Origin of the sequence: Mobiluncus mulieris ATCC 35243 (assembly GCF_000160615.1) — a bacterium.
Taxonomy (GTDB): Bacteria; Actinomycetota; Actinomycetes; order Actinomycetales; family Actinomycetaceae; genus Mobiluncus; species Mobiluncus mulieris.
Window position 1 is genome coordinate 322,737 of record NZ_GG668519.1, and the last position, 18,799, is coordinate 341,535.

An 18,799-nucleotide genomic window follows, 5' to 3' on the forward strand; every position below is an offset into this window, starting at 1 on the left:
TGAATTTGCTGTTCAAGTGGCAGTGGCGGCTTCAGCTCCACGGATTTCCTCCAGACATGAACGTCTCCCCTGGGACACATCGTTGAGAGGTGCGGGGAGTCCTGTTATTTAAATATTACCAGAGACTGCGAACGAAAAGAACCGTAGGGTTTTCAGTGCGCGAGCACCCCAGACAAGCGCCTCATGAACCCGGCAAAAACCCCGACCACCCCAACAAACCCGGCAAACGCACCCACTATTCCGACCAATACAGCTCGGATGGAGACTACGACGTGCCCGACCCCTGGTACGGCGGCCTCGACGGGTTTTACGACACCCTCACCGTGGTCGAAGCCAGCGCCACCGGCATAGTCAAGTACCTGCGCCGCCGCTGATTGGGCGACTTCATGAGGTGCCATCCGGGAATCGGGACGCAATTTCTGGGATTCCGCTCAAATTTATTAGTATTTAGTGCGATGCGTTGGCGGCAGATTCCAAGTGGCCACTCATGAACCGAGACAACCACCCGCCACGCGGAAAGTAAAGGAACAGCCTTGGAAAACCGAGACACCTCGTTAGCCCCCCACGCACACCGCTTCGCTACCCACTGGGGTTTTATTCTGGCCTCGGTCGGGTCAGCCGTCGGCATGGCCAATGTCTGGGGTTTTCCTTATAAAATTGGCAATAACGGCGGGGGCACGTTCCTGTTGATTTATATTTTCTTTGTCCTGCTGTTTACCTATGTCGGCCTGCCCGCCGAGTTCGCCAACGGACGCCGGGCGCGGACCGGGACACTGGGGACGTATCGGGCGGCTTGGGCGACTCGCGGGGACACGGCTGGGAAGATTGGCGCTGCCCTGGGGTGGCTGCCACTCGCGGGTTCGCTGTGTATCGCGATTGGTTACGCGGTGATTGTGGCCTATGTGGCCAAGGCTCTGTTCGATTCCCTGACCGGGGAACTAATGGGCGCCAACACCGAAAAATGGTTCGAGGGCTTCGCCTTGCAGGGATTCTCGGTGGTGCCCTTTCACGTGATTGTGGTGATTGGCACGCTGGTGACCCTGTTCCTGGGGGCGAAAAGCATCGAGAAAACCAACCGCATCATGATGCCGGTGTTTTTCGTGATTTTTGTTATCTTGGCGGTGCGGGTGGCGTTTTTGCCGGGCGTGGCGCAAGGGTACTTGTTCATGTTGACTCCGCGCTGGGAGGCGCTGGTAAACCCCACCGTGTGGGTGTGGGCCATGGGTCAGGCCTTCTTTTCGCTTTCGATTACGGGGTCGGGCATGATTGTTTACGGCGCCTATCTACCTGACGACGAGGACGTGGTAAAGGTTTCCCAGCGCACCGGGTTTTTTGACACGCTCGCGGCGGTGGTCGCCGCCTTGGTGATTATCCCGACTTGTTTCGCTTTTCAAACCGACGTGGGGGCGGGCCCGGGCTTGCTGTTTGTGACGCTCCCGGCGATTTTACAAAGCATTCCTTTGGGGCAGCTGTTCGCGGTAATCCTGTACGTGGCCATGATTTTCGCGGGCGTCAGTTCCTTGCAAAACATGTTCGAGGCCGTGGGTGAATCCTTGTTGCATCGTTTTCCGCGATTTAACCGCCCGGCGGTGCTGGTGGTTTTGTGCGTGCTTGCTTTGGGCGCGGGACTGGGCATGGAGGCAATCACGTCTTGGGGTCCGTGGATGGATTTGGTCTCGATTTACATCATCCCGATTGGGGCAAGCCTGGGGGCTATCACCTGGTTTTGGGTGATGCGCCGCGAGGAGTTGCTCCGAGCCATCAATACCGGGGCAGCGCGTCCCCGGGGCAAGTTTTGGCTGACGGTGGGGCGTTTTGTCTATGTGCCAGTCGCGGTGGTGTTGTGCGTAATTGCCCTGTTTGGCCACGTCGCGTTCTAGTTGTTTTTGCGCGCGTAATCGACGGGTTCACGAGGAGCTTGCCGGGATTCCAAGCGCGGGGTTTTACGCCCGGATTTTCGGCTAGCACCTCATGAACCCGAACAGAGGAACAACCGACCCCCAGCAACCGAACAACCGACCCCCAGCGGCTACACCTGTTCCTTCCAGTTGTGGAAGTCCGCACGCGAGGCCGGCTCCAACTGAATCGTGGTGTGATAAATCGAGATTTCGTGGTGATGCTGCAGACAATCCTCAATCTGACCCAGGATTTCTACGGTGTGTCCGTCGTGGAAACACTCGTCTTCCAAGATGACATGCGCAGTCAAAACCGGCAGCCCCGTGGACACGGTGGAAGCATGCAAATCATGCACCGCCACCACGTGTGGCAATTGCAGCAATATAGCGCCTAGCCTATAGAAAATTCAACCTGCCCATTTCGCTACGGTCGGCAAGAGTAAACTATGCGTGCGGCATAGGAAATATATTCATCTCAGAATCTGATTTAGGAATTTCAAACCATCCTAAACGAACAGCTTCATCTGCCACAACATTATTTCCTAAATATGGAAAAGCGGCAGGTGTGTTACCTACAGTACCAGGTATAATTGTTCTGACAACTTTCCATCCGCAAGATGCTACGTCAGGGGAAGTTATGTCGACTACAATCACCCGCATCCCTCGACGCGCAATTTTACTAAGATAAGTTTCCAAACGGCTATCGGGGAGTTGATTTATAGAATCTATATCACGCGAAGGGGGCAGATCTAAAAGCGGCGCTACTTTTTTGACAGCGCGAGGGTCAAGGTATAATTCCTGTTGCACCAAAAGATCATCTACATCTTTTAAATCTGAACGAAAATCGTCTAAGTAATTGCGATCTAGACGCCACCTCTTGTAAGAGCGTCCCGGGAGTAGGCCCTTGTTAATAGCCTGCCAGTGTGTCCCATTGGGGTTATTAAGATCGTGTGCTCCCTCTTGAAGAGTTAGAGCTTCACTCCATGCTTTAAAAGCAGCTTCTTTGACGGTCGAACGACAGGAAAACCCAATATGCACCAGCTTAGAAGTATCATTATGCACGACACCGGCCACTACAGGAATTCCAAAAGTATTGTCTAAATGAATCAGGCTACCACGAAGAGTTTCTTTGACTCCATCAAACAAGTCGCTAAAGTGTCCACGTAAGTTGATGTGACTAAGAGGGTAAGCATTAAGCCACCAGACCATCGTCGCGTGACGTTCTATGATTTCACTAATTCCAGATAAACACGCTTGCTCAAAAGTAGTTCCTGCCGCTACACCTGCGAATGCCGGAAAATTAACACGAGGAGATGTTGCATATTGTTTAGAATACCAATTTACATATACCATAGAAGCAGGAACAAAAATAGGTGAATCATCATCTAAATATCTGCCTTCTACCCACTCAACTGGTAAGTCCCTGTCAAAAGGAGTAAATGGAAAACCGTGTTGCTTATACTGAGACGAGGAGAATAATACCAATTCTCCGGGATTCAGTACCGGTATTCCACGTTGCGATAGCGCCTGATACGACCCCTGTAAAACTGGCTTAAGGTCTATTAGATTCGAGCAATAGCGCTCTATAGATTCACCAATAGCTGCCTGCCGTGTATCTAAAATCAGCCTGTCCTTTTCTGTCTGACTCAAACTATCGGGTATCAATCGAGAACCTTGACAAAATACAGTATTTAGATACCCACCGATTCTGCGTAAATCGCATGTTCGGGCTTGAGTCGTGTGTAGCGTTTTAGGCATATACGATGTGTGCTTTACCTTAGAAATGTGTTTAACAATGCCGTAATCGCTATCGACCACAAAAGTCGACGGGTGGCATTGCTCTATGTTGTTGGCAGTCATAATAAATTTACATGGTAGTGCTGCATGTACTTCCAATTCACCTGCTAAAGATATCTTCCATATGGTATCAACACTGGTGTTTTTTTGTTTATCTACTTCACATTTAGCTATTGATTTTAGCAGCTGAGCAGCTGATTCAAATACGCGCTGCGAAGTTCCAATATATTTGATAAAATTCCCCCACACTGATGCACCCAATTTTGCTTGAAAAGCCTCTATTTCTACGGAATTCGCCTTTTTCCGAACAAGAGAATCTTCATATGAAGCACCGACGCCTTCCCATATAACCGGACCTATATTTAAAAGCGTTGCTTCGTAATCAATTATTATTAGCGAAATACACAAACTTGATATATCTGAAATCGCTTCTGAAAATACCTGTGGAGACTCCTCTCCTCGACACGCTACAAGAATTATGTCATTATCGAACGCGCTATATGCACATTCTCGAATTGAGCTTTCGAGATAATTTGCTACAACCCCTTGTTCACGCAAACAACTAGTAACCTTTAGTGCAATTTCAGGACATCCACAGACGAGGATTTCCGGCTCCTCTAGTCTCTCTATGCTGGTCTCTGCTCCACTAGGTAGCAGTTGACTTATCTCCACGAAGCAGTCGTGCTTGGATAACGCTGCTGCAAGATTCGCACCAAGTGGATTTTCTGACTGAGATTGCTCCGCTTCAGACAACGCCTGAGCAATCTCTGGTGCCCCCATGAAGAGCACTAAATCAGTGCCATCGGCGCAGGTTAAGAGACTTCTTTTACAATCAAGCGGACGCAACTCCGCACAAATTCCCCACATATTTTTCCTTACAGACTGAGTACCTTAATAAGGCGGGGCTAGCCGGACGAGCTAGCCCCGCCTCGAAACCACGCCTCGGGCTATTTCCACGCAAAGGTTTGCGGGGTTGTTCCGTGATGGCAGTGAGGAACTGCAATCTGGTCGGTTCGAATCTCCTCGATTTCAACGATTTCAAGCTTATCCATACTAATCACCTCCTTCCTCTGTTACGAGGTACAACATCCGGTTAGCCAAAATCCCAAAATTAGGTTAGCCTAACCAAGGGCAATATTTGCATATTTTCCAACCCTACGCAAGCATCTAGAGTAAAACCGGAGAGTGGAAATGCCAGTTACAGACATAAGACCAGGTCAAAACCTTGTCAGATATGTTCGAGGAGAAATTAAGCTCTCTGACGGAACCGCCTTCTTTCCATCGTGGCAAACAACCACGCATCCAACCGTGTTCGGAGGATATTTACATGGTTGCGAAGCCTTGATTTGTGAAACATACAACGGGAAAGCGAAAATCTGTAAAACTGGAGAAATTTTCCCATCTGGACATCATCTGCGACCGGTGCAGACATCACCTGGCGCTTTGATTGTACAGTCCGAATCGTTTCTCGACCCCCCAAGCCTTTACCGCGTGGATTTAAACACAGGCAGTGTTATCACGCTCCAGCAGAGCACCCATACCAGCAATCATCTAAACTGTCATTGGATTACCGTAGCCAAATCCCAAGACGATACCCCGATTCCTGTAGACTGCTACGGCACGCCTTCCGAGTCGTGCCCCACAGTTGCGATTGTTTATGGGGGCTTTATGCAGGCTAACCACAGTTTTTACTCCCATGAAATCCGCCGATTCTGGCTTGACCAGGGATTTAACATTGCACTCATACACAGTAGAGGGGGCTACGAGTACGGAAAGGCGTGGCACCAAGCAGGAATCAAGAACAACCGTTACTTAGTGAGAGCAGATGTGGTAGCTGCCCTTCGCCATCTACACAAAGCACAAATTTGTGACCCCAAATTCACCTTTCTTCATGGCATGTCTCATGGAGCACTCGTTGCGGCGATAACCACTATTTATCACCCAGAGCTTGTCAGCCATGTAGTTTGCCGCGTTCCAATTAGCGCAACAAAGAATCTCCCATCAACAGAACAGGGAAAAAATTGGATGAAAGAATATGGAGACCCCCGTACGCAAGACTGGGAAGAGTTCATGCAAAAAGAGGATCCACTGTGCTGTCCAGCCGCGAGGGGCTGCTTAGCCAACACATCTTGGCTGATTACCGGCTACAGCTCCGATGTCATAACCGGTATTTACCACGCGGATTGTCTGGCGGCACGAGCGGAGAGCCTAGACGCTAAAGTGACATATTGGCGTTACAGTGTCGAAGGAGGACATGAGGGGCCTCTCGACCCAGTGGTACGCAGGAATCACGAGCAAAGACTGTGGAAATACCTGAATTATCAAGCAACCAAGCTGTACACATGAAACGGTTACGGGGTCAACCCATGCACGTTATCTCTGGAAACTTAGTCTCTATCGAGACAAGTTGTGCGCGAGAATTGCCTCTGTTTCAGGTCTGAGCAGGCCTAAGAGGATGCAGGCTTCAAAATACAGTCCTCGAACTTGACATTTTATTTAGGTTAGGCTAACCTTGTCTCGGTAGTAGCGTGAAGTCTACTACCTGCAACGGTTATTAATACATTAGGAGCGAGTTATGCTTCATCCGCAGTTCGTTGTCTGGAATTTGAAGCTTTATTCAGATGCTGCTGCCGGTTTGTGATGAGCTCGACATGACACGAAAGGAATTTGAAAAGTGAGTCCGACGAAGAAAATAGTTGCAGCATTAAGTGCAAGTTGTTTGACAGTATCGCTGCTTTCAGGATGTGCTCAAAAAGATACTACCTCCACTACAAACAATGCCACAATGGCCAAATCCGACACATCGATGCCGATGACGATTAAGAACTGTGGAGTGGAAACGACATTTGATAAGCATCCATCAAAAGTGGTGTCTATGGGCGTAACAGGATTAGCCTACTTAATTGCTGCAGGAGCAGATGAAAACAAAGTTATTGGGAGAGCTAATGAGTGGGGTGAGCAACCTGCAGAGTGGATTTGTGACAGAGCCGATAAAATTAAACTTTTGAGCAACGACCAGCTTAGTATGGAGGGCTTGGTGTCGGCGCAGCCTGATCTCGCTTATGGTGGTGGATTCAGCAGCGAGCAATTATCTCCCCAAGATGTCTCCGCAAAAGGAATACCTGCAATCGTCGATGAGTCCGAATGCCACTATTTCTACAAAGAGCAGCCTCAAAATGAAAGCTTTAACACTATTCTCAGAGAGATTGGCCAAGTTGGGAAGCTACTTAACACTTCTGAGGTAGCAGACAAAACAGTCAAAGACTTAAAAACACAACTCGATAAAATTAAAAAAGATAATCCTGGTAATGGAAGAACTGTTGCCTATGCGTACTATTATGGAGACGCCGATGAGGATTTATTTAGCTACGGAAACCAAGGTGTTATTGGCGAAATTAACAACGCATTAGGTGTCAAAGTTGCGATTGACCCGAATTATCATCCTCACCAAGGAGCCATCGCAAAAGAAGCTTTCGTGAAGTCAGATCCGGACATGATTTTTGTTCTTACGGGCATGGGCGGAGCAACGAAGGAAAGTACCATGGCAAGACTAGAAAAGATTCCAGGTTTCAAAGACTTAAAAGCTGTGAAGAATAACCAGATATTTTATGCCGAATCGGCTATTGGCTATGCTTCACCGTCTGCCATATATGGCACGATTGAACTAGCAAAACAAATCACCAAGTAAGGCGCGTGTTATGGCTGATTTCCCCCTTAGTTTACATCAGGTATCTATCCGCTTTGGCAATTTTATTGCGGTGGATGAGGTATCGTTTGAGATACCTAAAGGTAGGATAGTTGGGATAGCTGGTCCCAATGGATCTGGTAAAACAACATTACTTAGAGCAATGTTCGGTGCTCAACATGTTAACGAGGGGGAAATCAAGGTCTTTGACAAGCCGATTGACACATTACGAACCTCCGAGATAGGTCGCAAAATATCAGTTGTGTCACAATTTGAAAACACCACAGACAGGATGAGAGTGTGGGATTTAGTCTTGCTGGGTAGGTCGCCACATAGGCGTGACACCCAGGGATACTCTAAGGAAGATATGATGATAGCTAGCAATTCTCTGGTGGAAGTTGGAATGTTTGATGCTCGAAATCGTTATGTTGATACTCTTTCAGGTGGTGAGCGTCAACGCATACTGATTGCACGATCTCTAACACAACAAAGTTCATGCATGCTACTCGATGAACCGACTAATCATTTAGATGTGAAGTATCAACACCAAATTTTGGAGTTAATTCGCAGAGTGGCGAAAACAGCTGTAATAATTCTGCATGATTTGAATTTGGTTTCCAGATATTGCGATGAAGCAATAATATTAAGTCGTGGTAGGGTTCATTGTAAGGGGAATCCGAATGAAATTCTTAATACTCACCTCATTAATGAAGTGTATTCAGTAAATGCGAAAGAAGTAGTAGATGACGGTGTTAAACAATTTGTTTTCAGTGGAAATATAAATTAATATAACCTCTTTTATACTCGCACAGCTAAATAACCTTCAAAGTTTAGAAACCTGATTATCGGCAGAATTTTTTGAAATCCTGCTTCATGGAGTAGGTTTAGCATGACATGCTGTGGTTCCGGTTTAATCACACCGTAAACACTCTCAGATTTAGAAAGAACGTGACTTGGAGATAATCCATTGGATATTTTGAATCTGTTATACATCACAGAAGATAAATCCTGAAAAAACGAATCCTCTTGTAATATTTTAGTGTACAGAAAAAACGCACCTCGTTCTTTTAAACTATTATATATCTTACTGAATAATGTAAGTTGAGTCGTTTTGTTTAAAAACTGGCTAGTAAGGAAGTCCACAACATAATCGCAGGTTTGAAGTTCGTAATCTACAATATCTCCCAAGATTATTTCAATATTGTCAAACTGTTTACAGGATTCACGAGCTTTTTCAACCATCTCTATAGAATTATCTATACCAACCCAATTTACTGACTTGGTACGCGAATTGTAATTTGCCAATTTGGTAATTAATTCACCGGTTGAGCAACCCAATTCGTAAGCGAATCCTCCAGGTAGGGTAAAGCAAGAAGCAATTTCTGCTGCCATTCTGTGCCCGTGATCATACAGAGGAACAGACTTACGAACATGAGATACAAACGAATCAGCAACACCATGTTCAAAGCTCCAAGTTCCATTAGTAACCTGAATATCTACATCTACTTGGGCGCCAGACTGCGCAGGTATCTCATAATTTTTCATAGTACAACCTACTTTCGCTGATAAAGTCTAATCATATTTGGCGTTTTATTCGTAAGTGAAATCTTGCCCCATGAACCATATGCTTGTACAAAGTCAAATCCTGCTTCCCCTGCCATTGTATCTAGTTGTTCTGTCGTCCAATAATGAGATGCTGAAGTGTGTACTCTCGGTGTTTCATTATCTCTGAGAAATACATAAGTATTTAACAACAGTTGAGCATCCAAATTTCTCATTTCTCCGGAAAGCACCGCGAGACCTGTATCCATACCGGCAATCTGCAAAGTTCTATCACTAAATTTATATCCTTCATAGTGCATACATTCTATGACAAACAGTCCGTGATTATTTAAATGCTTGTTCACAGATTCAAAGCATCCTCTTACTTTTTCTTCACTCAATAGAGCATGCAAACCCCAAGATACAAAATATACTAAATCAAAATCTTTGTCTTTCAACTCAAATTTTTCTGCATTTCCTACTACCACTTGCACTGCATTTTTTTGATCGTTCTTCTGGAGATAACTGAGCATCGCTGTTGATGAATCTAGTCCAGTAACACGCATACCGCTTTCTGACAACGGTAATGCAATTCTACCGGATCCTACTCCAAGTTCTAGCACTTTTCCGTTAGGCGCTAGTTCCGAAAGAAATTTCACTGCGTCGTTAGTAGTTGGTCGATAAGCAAAATACTTCTGCCAAAGATTAGCCCATTCGTCTCCATATATATATTTATTCATTTCTTCCAAATTCGGTTTCATAAATAACATTTTATCTCCTTCTTATCTTGCATATTTCCTAATTAAGGCCATAAGCATCGGTGTGCCAACAATAGCTGTCAATATTCCTATGGGCATTTCAGCTGGTCTAATAATTATTCGAGCAAAAATATCTGCAATAACTAAAAGTATCGCTCCTGTTAACCCAGCAATAGGTAGGGAAATTCTAGTCATAGAACCTACCAATAATTTAGCTAAATGTGGAATAACTAAACCTATAAAACCAATAGATCCGGTCAGGGAAACTAAAATCGCTACGGTAAAAGCCACGATGCCAAATAGCACGTCACGAAATAATTTCGGGTTCGTACCTAGTGATCTTGCAGAGTCGTCACCTAAATTTAGGACATCAACTCTTCTACCAAATAGAGCAAAAAGTAGCAACGCCACTACAGTTGTGCTCAATCCTATGCCCACATCATTCCATTTAGCCGACGCGAGCGACCCTAATGTCCAGAACATGACTGATTTATGTCCCGCAGCCGTACCGGCCATCAGCGTTACTAAGCTAGTTACCGCAGCAAAAAAGTAGTTAACTGCCATACCGGCAAAGATAATTCTTGTAGGTGTTATACTTCCCCCAGCGCTAGCTAAAAGTGTTACAAGCACAATCGCCACCACAGCCCCCAAGAAGGCTCCTAATGAGACGCCTACTGCTGAATGAAATACACCTGTAATACCGACCACTATTACAAATGCTGCTCCAGCGGAGGCGCCGGACGAGATACCTAGGATATATGGATCGCCAAGTGGATTACGCAGCAAGGATTGCGTAATTAAACCGCAAACACCTAACCCCGCCCCCGCAGTGGCACCTAAAAGCACCCTTGGCGCACGAATTTCTTGAATTACCTGGATATCAGGGGTGCCTGTGTACCTGTCTAAAACAGCACCGTCAAAAAAGGCTCTCAGCCCGTCAACAGCAGTGACCAACGGTATGTCAGTTGCCCCTACTGAAACGCCCAGCAGTATACATAACAACAGAACTAGGGTCAAGGATACTAGCAAAGCCACTCGAAGCTTCCACGTCGTTATCATCCCGATTTCCTTCTCCTTGTAGTTAAATCTGTTGCTATAATGACTCACAGAGCACCGCTGGGGGAAGTTGACAACTCTACTCAGATGTGCAAACCTTAAACTAAGGATAGCTTACCCTTAGTAAATACGCAAGTTTACGGCATCAGGGAAGGAATCGCTTGTGTTTACCAATCAAATACGCATCATGCGTGCCGGTGGAGTGACCGCTTGGCTCCTGCTGCCCTCCATCCTCGCAGGTCTGATTTCTTCAGCTACCTACATCGGCGCTGCTGTGCTCAATGCCTTGCTCTTCACTGAACTACTCACGTCAAGGAATCTCGAGACCATCATCTATTTGATTTCCGGTGTAGCAATAATGCTGATTCTTCGTCCTTTAGCAGATGTTGCCGGCCAGTTATTGCAAAATAGAGCAGGCCTGAAATTAAAGACACGTCTGCGTGGGGCACTGCTAGATAAACTTGACAAACGCGGCCCCATGCGTGCTGGCCTCGGTAGATCAGGGAAAATCCAATCCGTCTTGACCGATGGGGTTGAGGCCATAGAGCCCTACTTCATTAAGTATTTCACCCAGTTAGTAGTTACTCTCGTGACAGCAATCGCACTAACCATCGGCATGGGGCTTATCAGCCCACTGATTGCAATCGTGCTTCTGCTATGTGGCATTAGCATCGTGGCGATTCCTCGTCTTTGGGACAAAGCACTGGCTGAAAGAGGGCAAAGTCACTGGATTGCCTACGAGGATCTCAACGCAGATTTCATAGACGCGATGATGGGAATGTCAACGCTCAAGTCCTTTGGTGCTGCGGATAGATACGGGAAAAGACTCCAAGACCAGTCAACCAGCTTGCTGCAAACCACTCTAAACCAGCTCCGTCTCTCCCTGGGAGAAACCGGTCTCAGTGGAGGAATGAAAGTATTAGGGCCGGCATTAGGACTAACGATTGCAATTTTCCAAATTGGACACCAGCAAATGGAGCTTAGTCAACTCTTCGTTATAACGATGCTTTCAATTGAAATTTTTAGACCTTTCAATACTTTATCTTCATGTTGGCATGAGGCATTCTTTGGAATTTCTGCTTTACCTGCTATGAATGCCATCTTTAGCGCCGCTGATGCTACGCCTCCTGCGAAGCTAACAGAACAAACATCCAAGACGTGTGGGAATATAAGCTTCCAAAATGTTAGTTACACATACTTAGGAGCCAATGAACTTGCGTTAAACGGAGTTAGCTTCACCGTCCCAGCACAACAAATCACCGCGATTGTTGGCTTGTCCGGCTCAGGAAAATCTACAGCACTCGGACTAATGATGGGGTTCGACCAACCTAGTAGTGGCACCATTTCTTTAGCTGGGAACAACCCCAGACAAATTGATATTACAAGAGCTATGACTTTGGTTCCACAAGATCCAATTATTTTCCCTGGGACAGTAAGAGAAATCTTACTTTCTTCCAATCCGTCTGCTACTGAAAAAGAAATGCTAGACGCACTCACCTGGGCACATGCAGTCAATTTGCATCAGGAAAACGCAGACGACGCTTCTTCTGTGTTAAATCTGCGTGTCTTTGAGCATGCCACCAATTTATCTGGAGGACAAAAACAACGCCTTGCCATAGCTCGAGCATTGATTAGAGACACTCCGATACTGATTCTCGACGAGTCAACCTCAGCCCTCGACAGCGATACAGAATACTCTGTGCTAGACGATATACGTCAGGCAAAGCCAGAACTCACAATGCTAATCGTGACCCACCGGATCGATACAGCAGCCAGGACAGACCACGTTATTGTTTTAGGAAATGGAGAGATTCTTTGCCAAGGATTTCCCGCAGAATTGGCAAAAAACCCAGATTCAGCCTGGTCAAAACTCTTACATACACAAATAGTAGAAGGCTAGTAACATGAAGAACACTATAAAAGAAGTTTGGAGCCTAATGTCCATGTTAAGGGAATGCTTTCCTTTATTTATAGCAGCTACCATTGTTACCGCATTTTCCCAGATAACTACTGTTGGTGTTGCTGTTACCTCAGTGGGGATTAGTACCTCGTTTTTTACTAATCAGGATTCTTCCCTCACCGGACTCTTTGCGCTCTTATTTTCCTTAGTACTGGTAAATGCTATTTCCACCTTGTTAGACGTATGGTGGTCTCATGAAGTGGCGTACCGAATTTTACATGTATTTCGGGTGCACATTTATAAGGCTATCAAACGTATCGCACCACTCGGGCTTCAGGGTAAACGCACGGGTGATGTTGCATCTGCCGCTATGAACGATGCTGAAACCCTTGAGTGGTTTTATGCCCATACCGCATCAACTGCAATTTGTGCAGTACTAAATTCAGCAGTATTCATCATAGCTTTATGCGTCCTAATTGGATCAGTTGGTTTAATCATGGCGTTGCCGATAGTTGCAATGATTCTTATACCCCTGTTTCTTCTTGACATTCAGGGGAGACAGGGAGTTCACCTCCGAGATGCGCTTGTAGAACTCAGAGTTACCGGACTTGATTCTATTCAAGGACAACGTGAACTTCGATCACTTGGAATGGTTGCACAGCAAAATAGCCTTGTGCTGCAAATTACTAAAACAGTCCAACACGTAAAGAACCGCCAAACAATTCGTAAAGCCTGGGAATCAGCTTTTTCTGCCATCGCTACCTCGTTCGGTTCTATCTCAATTTTAGTCATTTTAACCGGTCGTGTGCTCGATGGCACCCTGGATGCCAAGCTACTACCTGTTTCTATTGTGCTTGCTGGAATGTCCACTATGCCTGCACTCACATTGGTCGGAATGCTAGGTCGAGTTGGAGAAATTGGGGCGTGTGCGCACCGCATCAGGCTCATTCTGCAAGCTAAAGACCCTATTCCCTCCGTCCCAGATACGAATCTGCCCAACTACCAAAATGAAAAGGAGACTCTGGTTGCTCAAAATCTGGAGTTTAGCTATGAATCTAACAAACCTGTTCTCCAAGGAATAAACTTATCCGCTAAGCCTGAGCTGTCACTGGCTCTGGTAGGAAAGTCGGGAGCCGGGAAAACCACCCTCGCTAATCTAGCTATGCGATTTCTCGACCCCACAAATGGACAGGTTCGATTCAATGGCCAAAATTTACGCAGTCTCGAACCGGATACATACCGCGAAAGCTTAGCTCTTGTCCCACAGGATTGCCATATTTTTGCGGGAACTATCCGCCAAAACCTTGAATTAGCCAAAGAAAACTCCACAGATGCTGAAATGTGGGAAGCTCTCAGAGCGGCAGACATCGACGAATTGGTTACCTCGCTGGGGGGTCTCGATACCCGAGTTGGAGACCGCGGAACTACTCTATCAGGCGGAGAACGTCAGCGAATTGGTATTGCACGCGCTTTCTTACGCAATCCACAGGTGCTGATTCTTGACGAACCACTAGCCAATATCGATCCATTCCTAGAAGCCAGTATTGCTGAAAAAATCCGCAAGCTTCGCTCTAATCGAACCACTATCGTTATTGCTCACCGACTCGCCTCAATCCGTATAGCAGAACAGATTGTTCTCTTGGATTCCGGGCAGATAGCAGCTGCTGGTACTCACGCAGAATTGAAAAACAACGATTTGTACCGAAATCTTCTCGGGGACCAAATCCAGTGAGTCCAATGCCAAACGTAAGTGGGGCGATTTCGGCTACATCTTCGCTATATATGACGACATGACCGAAATCGCACCACTTACGACAAAAGCCGTCCCAGCCAAACCCAGCAGAGTCAGAACCAACCGGAACCGAACAACCGACCCCCAGCGGCTACACCTGTTCCTTCCAGTTGTGGAAGTCTGCGCGCGAGGCCGGCTCCAATTGAATCGTGGTGTGATAAATCGAGATTTCGTGGTGATGCTGCAGACAATCCTCAATCTGACCCAGGATTTCTACGGTGTGTCCGTCGTGGAAACACTCGTCTTCCAAGATGACATGCGCGGTTAGCACCGGCAGCCCCGTGGACACGGTGGAAGCATGCAAGTCATGCACCGCCACCACGTGTGGCAGCGTCAATAAATGCTCCCGTACCTTTTCCAAATCCAGGTCTTTGGGGGTAGCCTCCATCAAAATTAAGCCGGCGGGACGCAGAATCATCACTGCGCGCGGCACAATTAAGGCCGCAATCACCAAGGCCGCCACCGAATCGACCTGCACCCAACCAGTGGTCTCCATCACCACCGCGCTGACAATTACCGCCACCGACCCCAGGGAATCGTTCAAAACCTCTAGGAAGGCTACCCGCAAATTCAGGTTCCCGCTTTTGGCTCCAATCAGAATCGTCAGGCTCGCCAGATTCCCCAGCAGGCCAATAATTCCCACCGCCAGCAGCATCTGAGCCCCGATAGGCTCCGGGGTGACCAGACGTTTTATCGCTTCGATACAGGCGTAAACCCCAATCAGGATAAGCAACAGGGACTGCAGCGCCGCCGAAATCACCTCGGCGCGACGCCATCCCCAGGTACGCCGGGTGGTGGCTGGACGGCCTTGCAGGTGTGCCGCTATCACTGCCAGGGTCAGCCCCGCACAGTCGGTGAGCATATGTCCCAGGTCTACCAACAGGGTCAGACTGCCAGTCAAAGCTGCCCCCACCAGTTCGGAAAGCATCACCGCCAAGGTTATCGCCAGAGCGGCAATCAGCCGGTTCTTTCCGACACCTTCGCCGTGGTTGTGGGAATGCCCGTGCCCGTGGCCATGTGCATCCCCGTGCCCTTTTTCGTCGTGCTGGTGGGGACAGGCGGGGGCGTGTTCGCGTGTCTGGTCGTGGTGGGGTTTCTGGTGGGGTTCATGAGGCGCGGGTTCTCGTTCCAGCGTTTCGCACGCCGCACTCCCGGTTTTGTGGGGTTCATGAGGCGCGTGTCCGTGTTGCGGCTCGTTCTCAATATATCCCATTTCTGTATGACCCATCAGTTCCCTCTCCGTTTCCAGGCTAAACCCCCAATTACACGTGTTCCCTATCGGTTCTATCGTTTTCATTGTACCTAAACCCGGCTAAAAATCTAAGGATGACCTTAGTTACAGAATTCATTATCAATAAGCGGGGTGGGCTGCGGCTTCACGCCACAGCCCACCCCGTGTTCCGCGTCTCAACGCTGCGCCATCGCCGCGCCGAAAACCTGGATTTGTCCTCGGCCGGTGACCTCGCGCAGCGGCGAAAGCCGCAACTCTCGGTCGGTGACTTCGTTGAGAAACTCCCAATCATGGCTGATGACCAGCACGGCTTTCCCTCGCGCCGCGAGCCGGCGAATCAGGTGGCTAATAGACTGGAGGTGCGCATAATCCACCCCGGAGGTCGGCTCATCAAACACATAGAGTTCCGCATCCCCCGCGATAGCATTGGCGATAACCAGGCGCTGTTTTTGTCCCCCGGACAGGGTCATGGGGTGGCGTTCCTCCAGGCCACCTAAGCCCAGTTCCGTGAGGATTTCCCGGGCCTGCCCGACACTGACCTCGGTGTTTCCCAAGGTGACTTCCCCAAGGACACTTTCCCCAAACAACTGCCGGTTCACGTCTTGCATCACCAAGGCGGAACGCTTGGTGCGCTGATGCGAGCGACACCGCTGGCCGTTAAAGTAAATGTGCGCGTCTTTCTCCGGATGCGCCAAGCCAATCAAAGTCCTGGCTAAAGTGGTTTTTCCAGCTCCGTTAGCCCCGGTCAAAGCTGTGACAGCCCCGGCGGGAACCTCCAGGCGGGGAATATCCAGGATTCGGGTTTTCCCGTAGCTAAACCGCAGGTTTTCCGCCACCACGCCGCTGCCCGAGGCGATTTTACCCGGTATCGCGCGAACTGGCGTCTCCTGTGTTGCCTCCTCGTGAATCGGCACGTCAGTCACGTCCACTCGCGTCTCCTTGAAACAGTGCTGTTGAGGTGGGGTGAGGATTCGTAGCCCGAGTTCCCGACGCCGCGTGTCACTGCTGGCGAAAAATTCTGCGGCCGGTTGGTCGGTGACTACCGTACCGTCGCGCATCACCACTACCCGATCGGCGAGTCCACGCAAGGGGTAAAGCCGGTGTTCCGCGACGACCACTGTCCACCCTTCGCGTTTCAACCCGGCGAGTACCGCAACGAAACCGTCGATGGCCTCGGGTGATAGGTTCGAAGTGGGCTCGTCCAGTAGGACGATGCGTTGGGGCCCCATCAGGGCGATAGCGGAGGCTACAAGCTGTTGTTCGCCGCCGGAAAGCTGTTTGAGTTTACATTCCAGCAGGGGTTCTATCCCCCAAATGCGAGCCACTTGTTCGAGGCGCTGTCGAATCACGGCGGGCGCATCCCCGGCGTTTTCACAGGCGAAGGCGAGTTCCTGGTAGACGGTGGCGGTGAAAAACTGGGAACGCGGGTTTTGGAACACGGTTCCGGCGGCGCGCCCGAGTTGCTGAATATCCGTGCCAACCGTATCCAGCCCGCCTAGCCGCACATCACCTTCCAGTTTGCCGGAGAACAGTTCAGGAATCAGCCCGTTCAGCAGTTTCAGCAGGGTGGATTTTCCCGAACCGGAAGGCCCGGTGACAAGAGTGCAGGAGCCGGGCGGAAACTCCAGGTTAATATTTTTCACCCCGGTGACCGCGAGGTCGGGGGTATCGTCTTCGTCGGTCTGGTATTCGAAAGTAACATGGTTGATGGCGGTAACCGCATCGTTACTGGCGGTCGCATCGTTCGGAATTTCTAGATTCATGAGGAGCCTCCGGGAAATGCCGGTAAATCTTTAAGCCACCAAGTGCTAGCCACCAAACCCACCACAATCAGAATCCACAGGGCGTCCAGCCCGGAAAAACCCAGGCGGGACAGGGTCGTGGGTTGCTGTTTAGAGCCGAGCCCCCGCACCATGCCGGCGGCAGTCATCTCGTCTGCAATCCGGGTGCAGGAGGCCAGCAGTGGCACCAGGACAAATTCCAGGAATCGCAACGGGTGTATCCAAGCACGCCACCCCATTGACAGTCCGCGCAGCGCCATGGCTTCACGCACTGCGTGGTATTCCGAAAACACGGTGGGAATGAACCGCAGCAAGACAATAACCGGCACGGTTATCGCAATCGGGATGCGCATCCGGCGCAGAGCGGCCACAAACTGTCCCGGCCGCACCAATATCACCAGGTAGGAGGCGATACCACCGGCGGTGGTGAGTTTAAACATCCAATATCCCATCAACGCGAGGAAAGCCACGAACCCGTTTTGCCACAGGTGTGGCAAAACGAGGAACAGTATCAGCCATCCGGCTTCAACCCCTAGGAATCCCGCTAGGAATCGCCACCGGCCGGTGGTTGCCAGCGCCACTGTCGCAATTGCCAGGCAAATCAAGGAAATCGTCATACTGTTGCGTCCCATCACCAAGGCGTTTACCACTAGCAGTACCAGGATAGCGGTGCGCGGGTCGGGTTGGTGGTGTGCACGCATTTACTTAGCGATACCGGCTTTACGGAAGTGGCGCACCAAAACCGACTCCCCGAAAATCCCACCGATTAGCCCCAACAGGAAGATACAACCCATCCAGGCGAAAATCGGAGCGGGGGAAAGGAACCAGTCCAGCTGTACGGCGTAGGCTTCACCCATTGATTTAGTAATCATCTGCCGGTATCCCGCCGCGTCTGTCAATACCGGAAACCACGGGGTGACATACCACAGCGAGAACAGGGCGTAGGCCAGAATATTGAAGCCTTTTTTCCCCTTGGAGTACAGGAAATCTCCTATCAGACCTAGCAGCGGGGTCAAGATAACCACTACCCAGGGGTGTCCAGTCAGCATCATCAACACTCCCACCAGCAGTCCCAGAATAGCCAGGGCGCCGATTTTACGCACCCGAGATTTGAACAAGCCGATTACCACCCCGTTGGCGATAATTCCCAGCGCGAACCCCACGAACATCATGAGAGGATTGATAATTCCGAGCATCCCGCTAGCAAAAACGAGCACAAAGTAGATAGCGGTAAATACCCCAATATTGATAAAGTCACGTGTTTTCATAACTGTAAATGCCCTCTTTCAAGCTTCGATTTTATTTAGGCGAGCCTATCCTAGCGTATTTATGAGTGGGGGTGGGGTAAAGCGCACCGTAAGA

Annotated in this window: 16 protein-coding genes; 7 read left to right on the forward strand and 9 right to left on the reverse strand. The window is 48.9% G+C overall.

Annotated features, from left to right (window positions below):
• Positions 1–155 precede the first annotated feature (155 nt).
• Both HMPREF0577_RS06435 and HMPREF0577_RS06440 read left to right on the forward strand, forming a co-directional pair.
• Positions 156–374, forward strand: a complete 219-nt coding sequence (locus HMPREF0577_RS06435; protein WP_036342551.1) for a low molecular weight phosphatase family protein — start codon at positions 156–158, stop codon at positions 372–374.
• A 159-nt stretch (positions 375–533) separates the two neighbouring features.
• Positions 534–1,880 carry a sodium-dependent transporter gene (locus HMPREF0577_RS06440; RefSeq protein WP_004017134.1) on the forward strand — a complete coding sequence of 449 codons (1,347 nt, stop codon included), beginning with the start codon at positions 534–536 and terminating at the stop codon, positions 1,878–1,880.
• A gap of 149 nt (positions 1,881–2,029) precedes the next feature.
• On the opposite strand, the gene HMPREF0577_RS06445 is transcribed toward HMPREF0577_RS06440, so the two are convergent.
• Positions 2,030–2,278 (reverse strand): cation transporter dimerization domain-containing protein, encoded by a 249-nt coding sequence (locus HMPREF0577_RS06445; RefSeq protein ID WP_004012968.1) that lies wholly within the window; start codon positions 2,276–2,278, stop codon positions 2,030–2,032.
• A 61-nt stretch (positions 2,279–2,339) separates the two neighbouring features.
• The gene (locus tag HMPREF0577_RS06450; RefSeq protein ID WP_004012969.1) at positions 2,340–4,559 is read right to left on the reverse strand and encodes a YcaO-like family protein; all 2,220 of its coding nucleotides are present in this window, start codon (positions 4,557–4,559) and stop codon (positions 2,340–2,342) included.
• A 324-nt stretch (positions 4,560–4,883) separates the two neighbouring features.
• Between HMPREF0577_RS06450 and HMPREF0577_RS11870 the strand changes: the two genes are divergently transcribed.
• From HMPREF0577_RS11870 to HMPREF0577_RS06465, 3 genes are all read left to right on the forward strand, one after another.
• Complete coding sequence (locus HMPREF0577_RS11870; protein WP_244854484.1) at positions 4,884–6,038, forward strand: prolyl oligopeptidase family serine peptidase; 1,155 nt, start codon at positions 4,884–4,886, stop codon at positions 6,036–6,038.
• A 328-nt stretch (positions 6,039–6,366) separates the two neighbouring features.
• Positions 6,367–7,380: an ABC transporter substrate-binding protein gene (locus tag HMPREF0577_RS06460; RefSeq protein ID WP_036342554.1), complete on the forward strand. Its 1,014-nt coding sequence runs from the start codon at positions 6,367–6,369 to the stop codon at positions 7,378–7,380.
• 10 nt (positions 7,381–7,390) lie between these two features.
• A complete protein-coding gene (locus HMPREF0577_RS06465; protein ID WP_004012972.1) occupies positions 7,391–8,164 on the forward strand; it encodes an ABC transporter ATP-binding protein in 774 nt (257 codons plus the stop codon).
• An 11-nt stretch (positions 8,165–8,175) separates the two neighbouring features.
• On the opposite strand, the gene HMPREF0577_RS06470 is transcribed toward HMPREF0577_RS06465, so the two are convergent.
• The 3 genes from HMPREF0577_RS06470 to HMPREF0577_RS06480 are packed head-to-tail and all read right to left on the reverse strand — an operon-like array spanning position 8,176 to position 10,736.
• Positions 8,176–8,922 (reverse strand): methyltransferase domain-containing protein, encoded by a 747-nt coding sequence (locus HMPREF0577_RS06470; RefSeq protein WP_004017488.1) that lies wholly within the window; start codon positions 8,920–8,922, stop codon positions 8,176–8,178.
• Between the two features lie 8 nt (positions 8,923–8,930).
• The gene (locus HMPREF0577_RS06475; RefSeq protein ID WP_004012975.1) at positions 8,931–9,689 is read right to left on the reverse strand and encodes a class I SAM-dependent methyltransferase; all 759 of its coding nucleotides are present in this window, start codon (positions 9,687–9,689) and stop codon (positions 8,931–8,933) included.
• Between the two features lie 12 nt (positions 9,690–9,701).
• The gene (locus HMPREF0577_RS06480) at positions 9,702–10,736 is read right to left on the reverse strand and encodes a FecCD family ABC transporter permease (RefSeq protein WP_036342557.1); all 1,035 of its coding nucleotides are present in this window, start codon (positions 10,734–10,736) and stop codon (positions 9,702–9,704) included.
• Positions 10,737–10,896: 160 nt separating this feature from the next.
• Between HMPREF0577_RS06480 and HMPREF0577_RS06485 the strand changes: the two genes are divergently transcribed.
• Both HMPREF0577_RS06485 and HMPREF0577_RS06490 read left to right on the forward strand, forming a co-directional pair.
• The gene (locus HMPREF0577_RS06485) at positions 10,897–12,633 is read left to right on the forward strand and encodes an ABC transporter ATP-binding protein/permease (protein WP_004014795.1); all 1,737 of its coding nucleotides are present in this window, start codon (positions 10,897–10,899) and stop codon (positions 12,631–12,633) included.
• A gap of 4 nt (positions 12,634–12,637) precedes the next feature.
• Positions 12,638–14,365 carry an ABC transporter ATP-binding protein gene (locus tag HMPREF0577_RS06490; protein WP_004012978.1) on the forward strand — a complete coding sequence of 576 codons (1,728 nt, stop codon included), beginning with the start codon at positions 12,638–12,640 and terminating at the stop codon, positions 14,363–14,365.
• A 151-nt stretch (positions 14,366–14,516) separates the two neighbouring features.
• On the opposite strand, the gene HMPREF0577_RS06495 is transcribed toward HMPREF0577_RS06490, so the two are convergent.
• From HMPREF0577_RS06495 to HMPREF0577_RS06510, 4 genes are all read right to left on the reverse strand, one after another.
• Positions 14,517–15,653: a cation diffusion facilitator family transporter gene (locus HMPREF0577_RS06495; protein ID WP_169765528.1), complete on the reverse strand. Its 1,137-nt coding sequence runs from the start codon at positions 15,651–15,653 to the stop codon at positions 14,517–14,519.
• Positions 15,654–15,832: 179 nt separating this feature from the next.
• Entirely contained in the window at positions 15,833–17,419 is a 1,587-nt protein-coding gene (locus HMPREF0577_RS06500; RefSeq protein ID WP_004012980.1) for an ABC transporter ATP-binding protein, read from the reverse strand.
• The gene (locus tag HMPREF0577_RS06505) at positions 17,416–18,138 is read right to left on the reverse strand and encodes an energy-coupling factor transporter transmembrane component T family protein (RefSeq protein ID WP_004012981.1); all 723 of its coding nucleotides are present in this window, start codon (positions 18,136–18,138) and stop codon (positions 17,416–17,418) included. Before HMPREF0577_RS06505 ends, HMPREF0577_RS06500 begins: the two co-directional genes overlap by 4 nt.
• On the reverse strand, positions 18,139–18,705 hold the full coding sequence (locus tag HMPREF0577_RS06510; protein WP_004012982.1) for an MptD family putative ECF transporter S component: 567 nt from the start codon (positions 18,703–18,705) through the stop codon (positions 18,139–18,141).
• Between the last annotated feature and the right edge of the window lie 94 nt (positions 18,706–18,799).

What these genes read in the sequence shown, in the direction of transcription:
- HMPREF0577_RS06450 (WP_004012969.1), bottom strand. Translation starts at nt 4,559, where the DNA reads ATGTGGGGAATTTGTGCGGAGTTGCGTCCGCTTGATTGTAAAAGAAGT.
- HMPREF0577_RS11870 (WP_244854484.1), top strand. Translation starts at nt 4,884, where the DNA reads ATGCCAGTTACAGACATAAGACCAGGTCAAAACCTTGTCAGATATGTT.
- HMPREF0577_RS06465 (WP_004012972.1), top strand. Translation starts at nt 7,391, where the DNA reads ATGGCTGATTTCCCCCTTAGTTTACATCAGGTATCTATCCGCTTTGGC.
- HMPREF0577_RS06470 (WP_004017488.1), bottom strand. Translation starts at nt 8,922, where the DNA reads ATGAAAAATTATGAGATACCTGCGCAGTCTGGCGCCCAAGTAGATGTA.
- HMPREF0577_RS06475 (WP_004012975.1), bottom strand. Translation starts at nt 9,689, where the DNA reads ATGTTATTTATGAAACCGAATTTGGAAGAAATGAATAAATATATATAT.
- HMPREF0577_RS06480 (WP_036342557.1), bottom strand. Translation starts at nt 10,736, where the DNA reads ATGATAACGACGTGGAAGCTTCGAGTGGCTTTGCTAGTATCCTTGACC.
- HMPREF0577_RS06490 (WP_004012978.1), top strand. Translation starts at nt 12,638, where the DNA reads ATGAAGAACACTATAAAAGAAGTTTGGAGCCTAATGTCCATGTTAAGG.
- HMPREF0577_RS06495 (WP_169765528.1), bottom strand. Translation starts at nt 15,653, where the DNA reads ATGGGTCATACAGAAATGGGATATATTGAGAACGAGCCGCAACACGGA.
- HMPREF0577_RS06500 (WP_004012980.1), bottom strand. Translation starts at nt 17,419, where the DNA reads ATGAATCTAGAAATTCCGAACGATGCGACCGCCAGTAACGATGCGGTT.
- HMPREF0577_RS06505 (WP_004012981.1), bottom strand. Translation starts at nt 18,138, where the DNA reads ATGCGTGCACACCACCAACCCGACCCGCGCACCGCTATCCTGGTACTG.
- HMPREF0577_RS06510 (WP_004012982.1), bottom strand. Translation starts at nt 18,705, where the DNA reads ATGAAAACACGTGACTTTATCAATATTGGGGTATTTACCGCTATCTAC.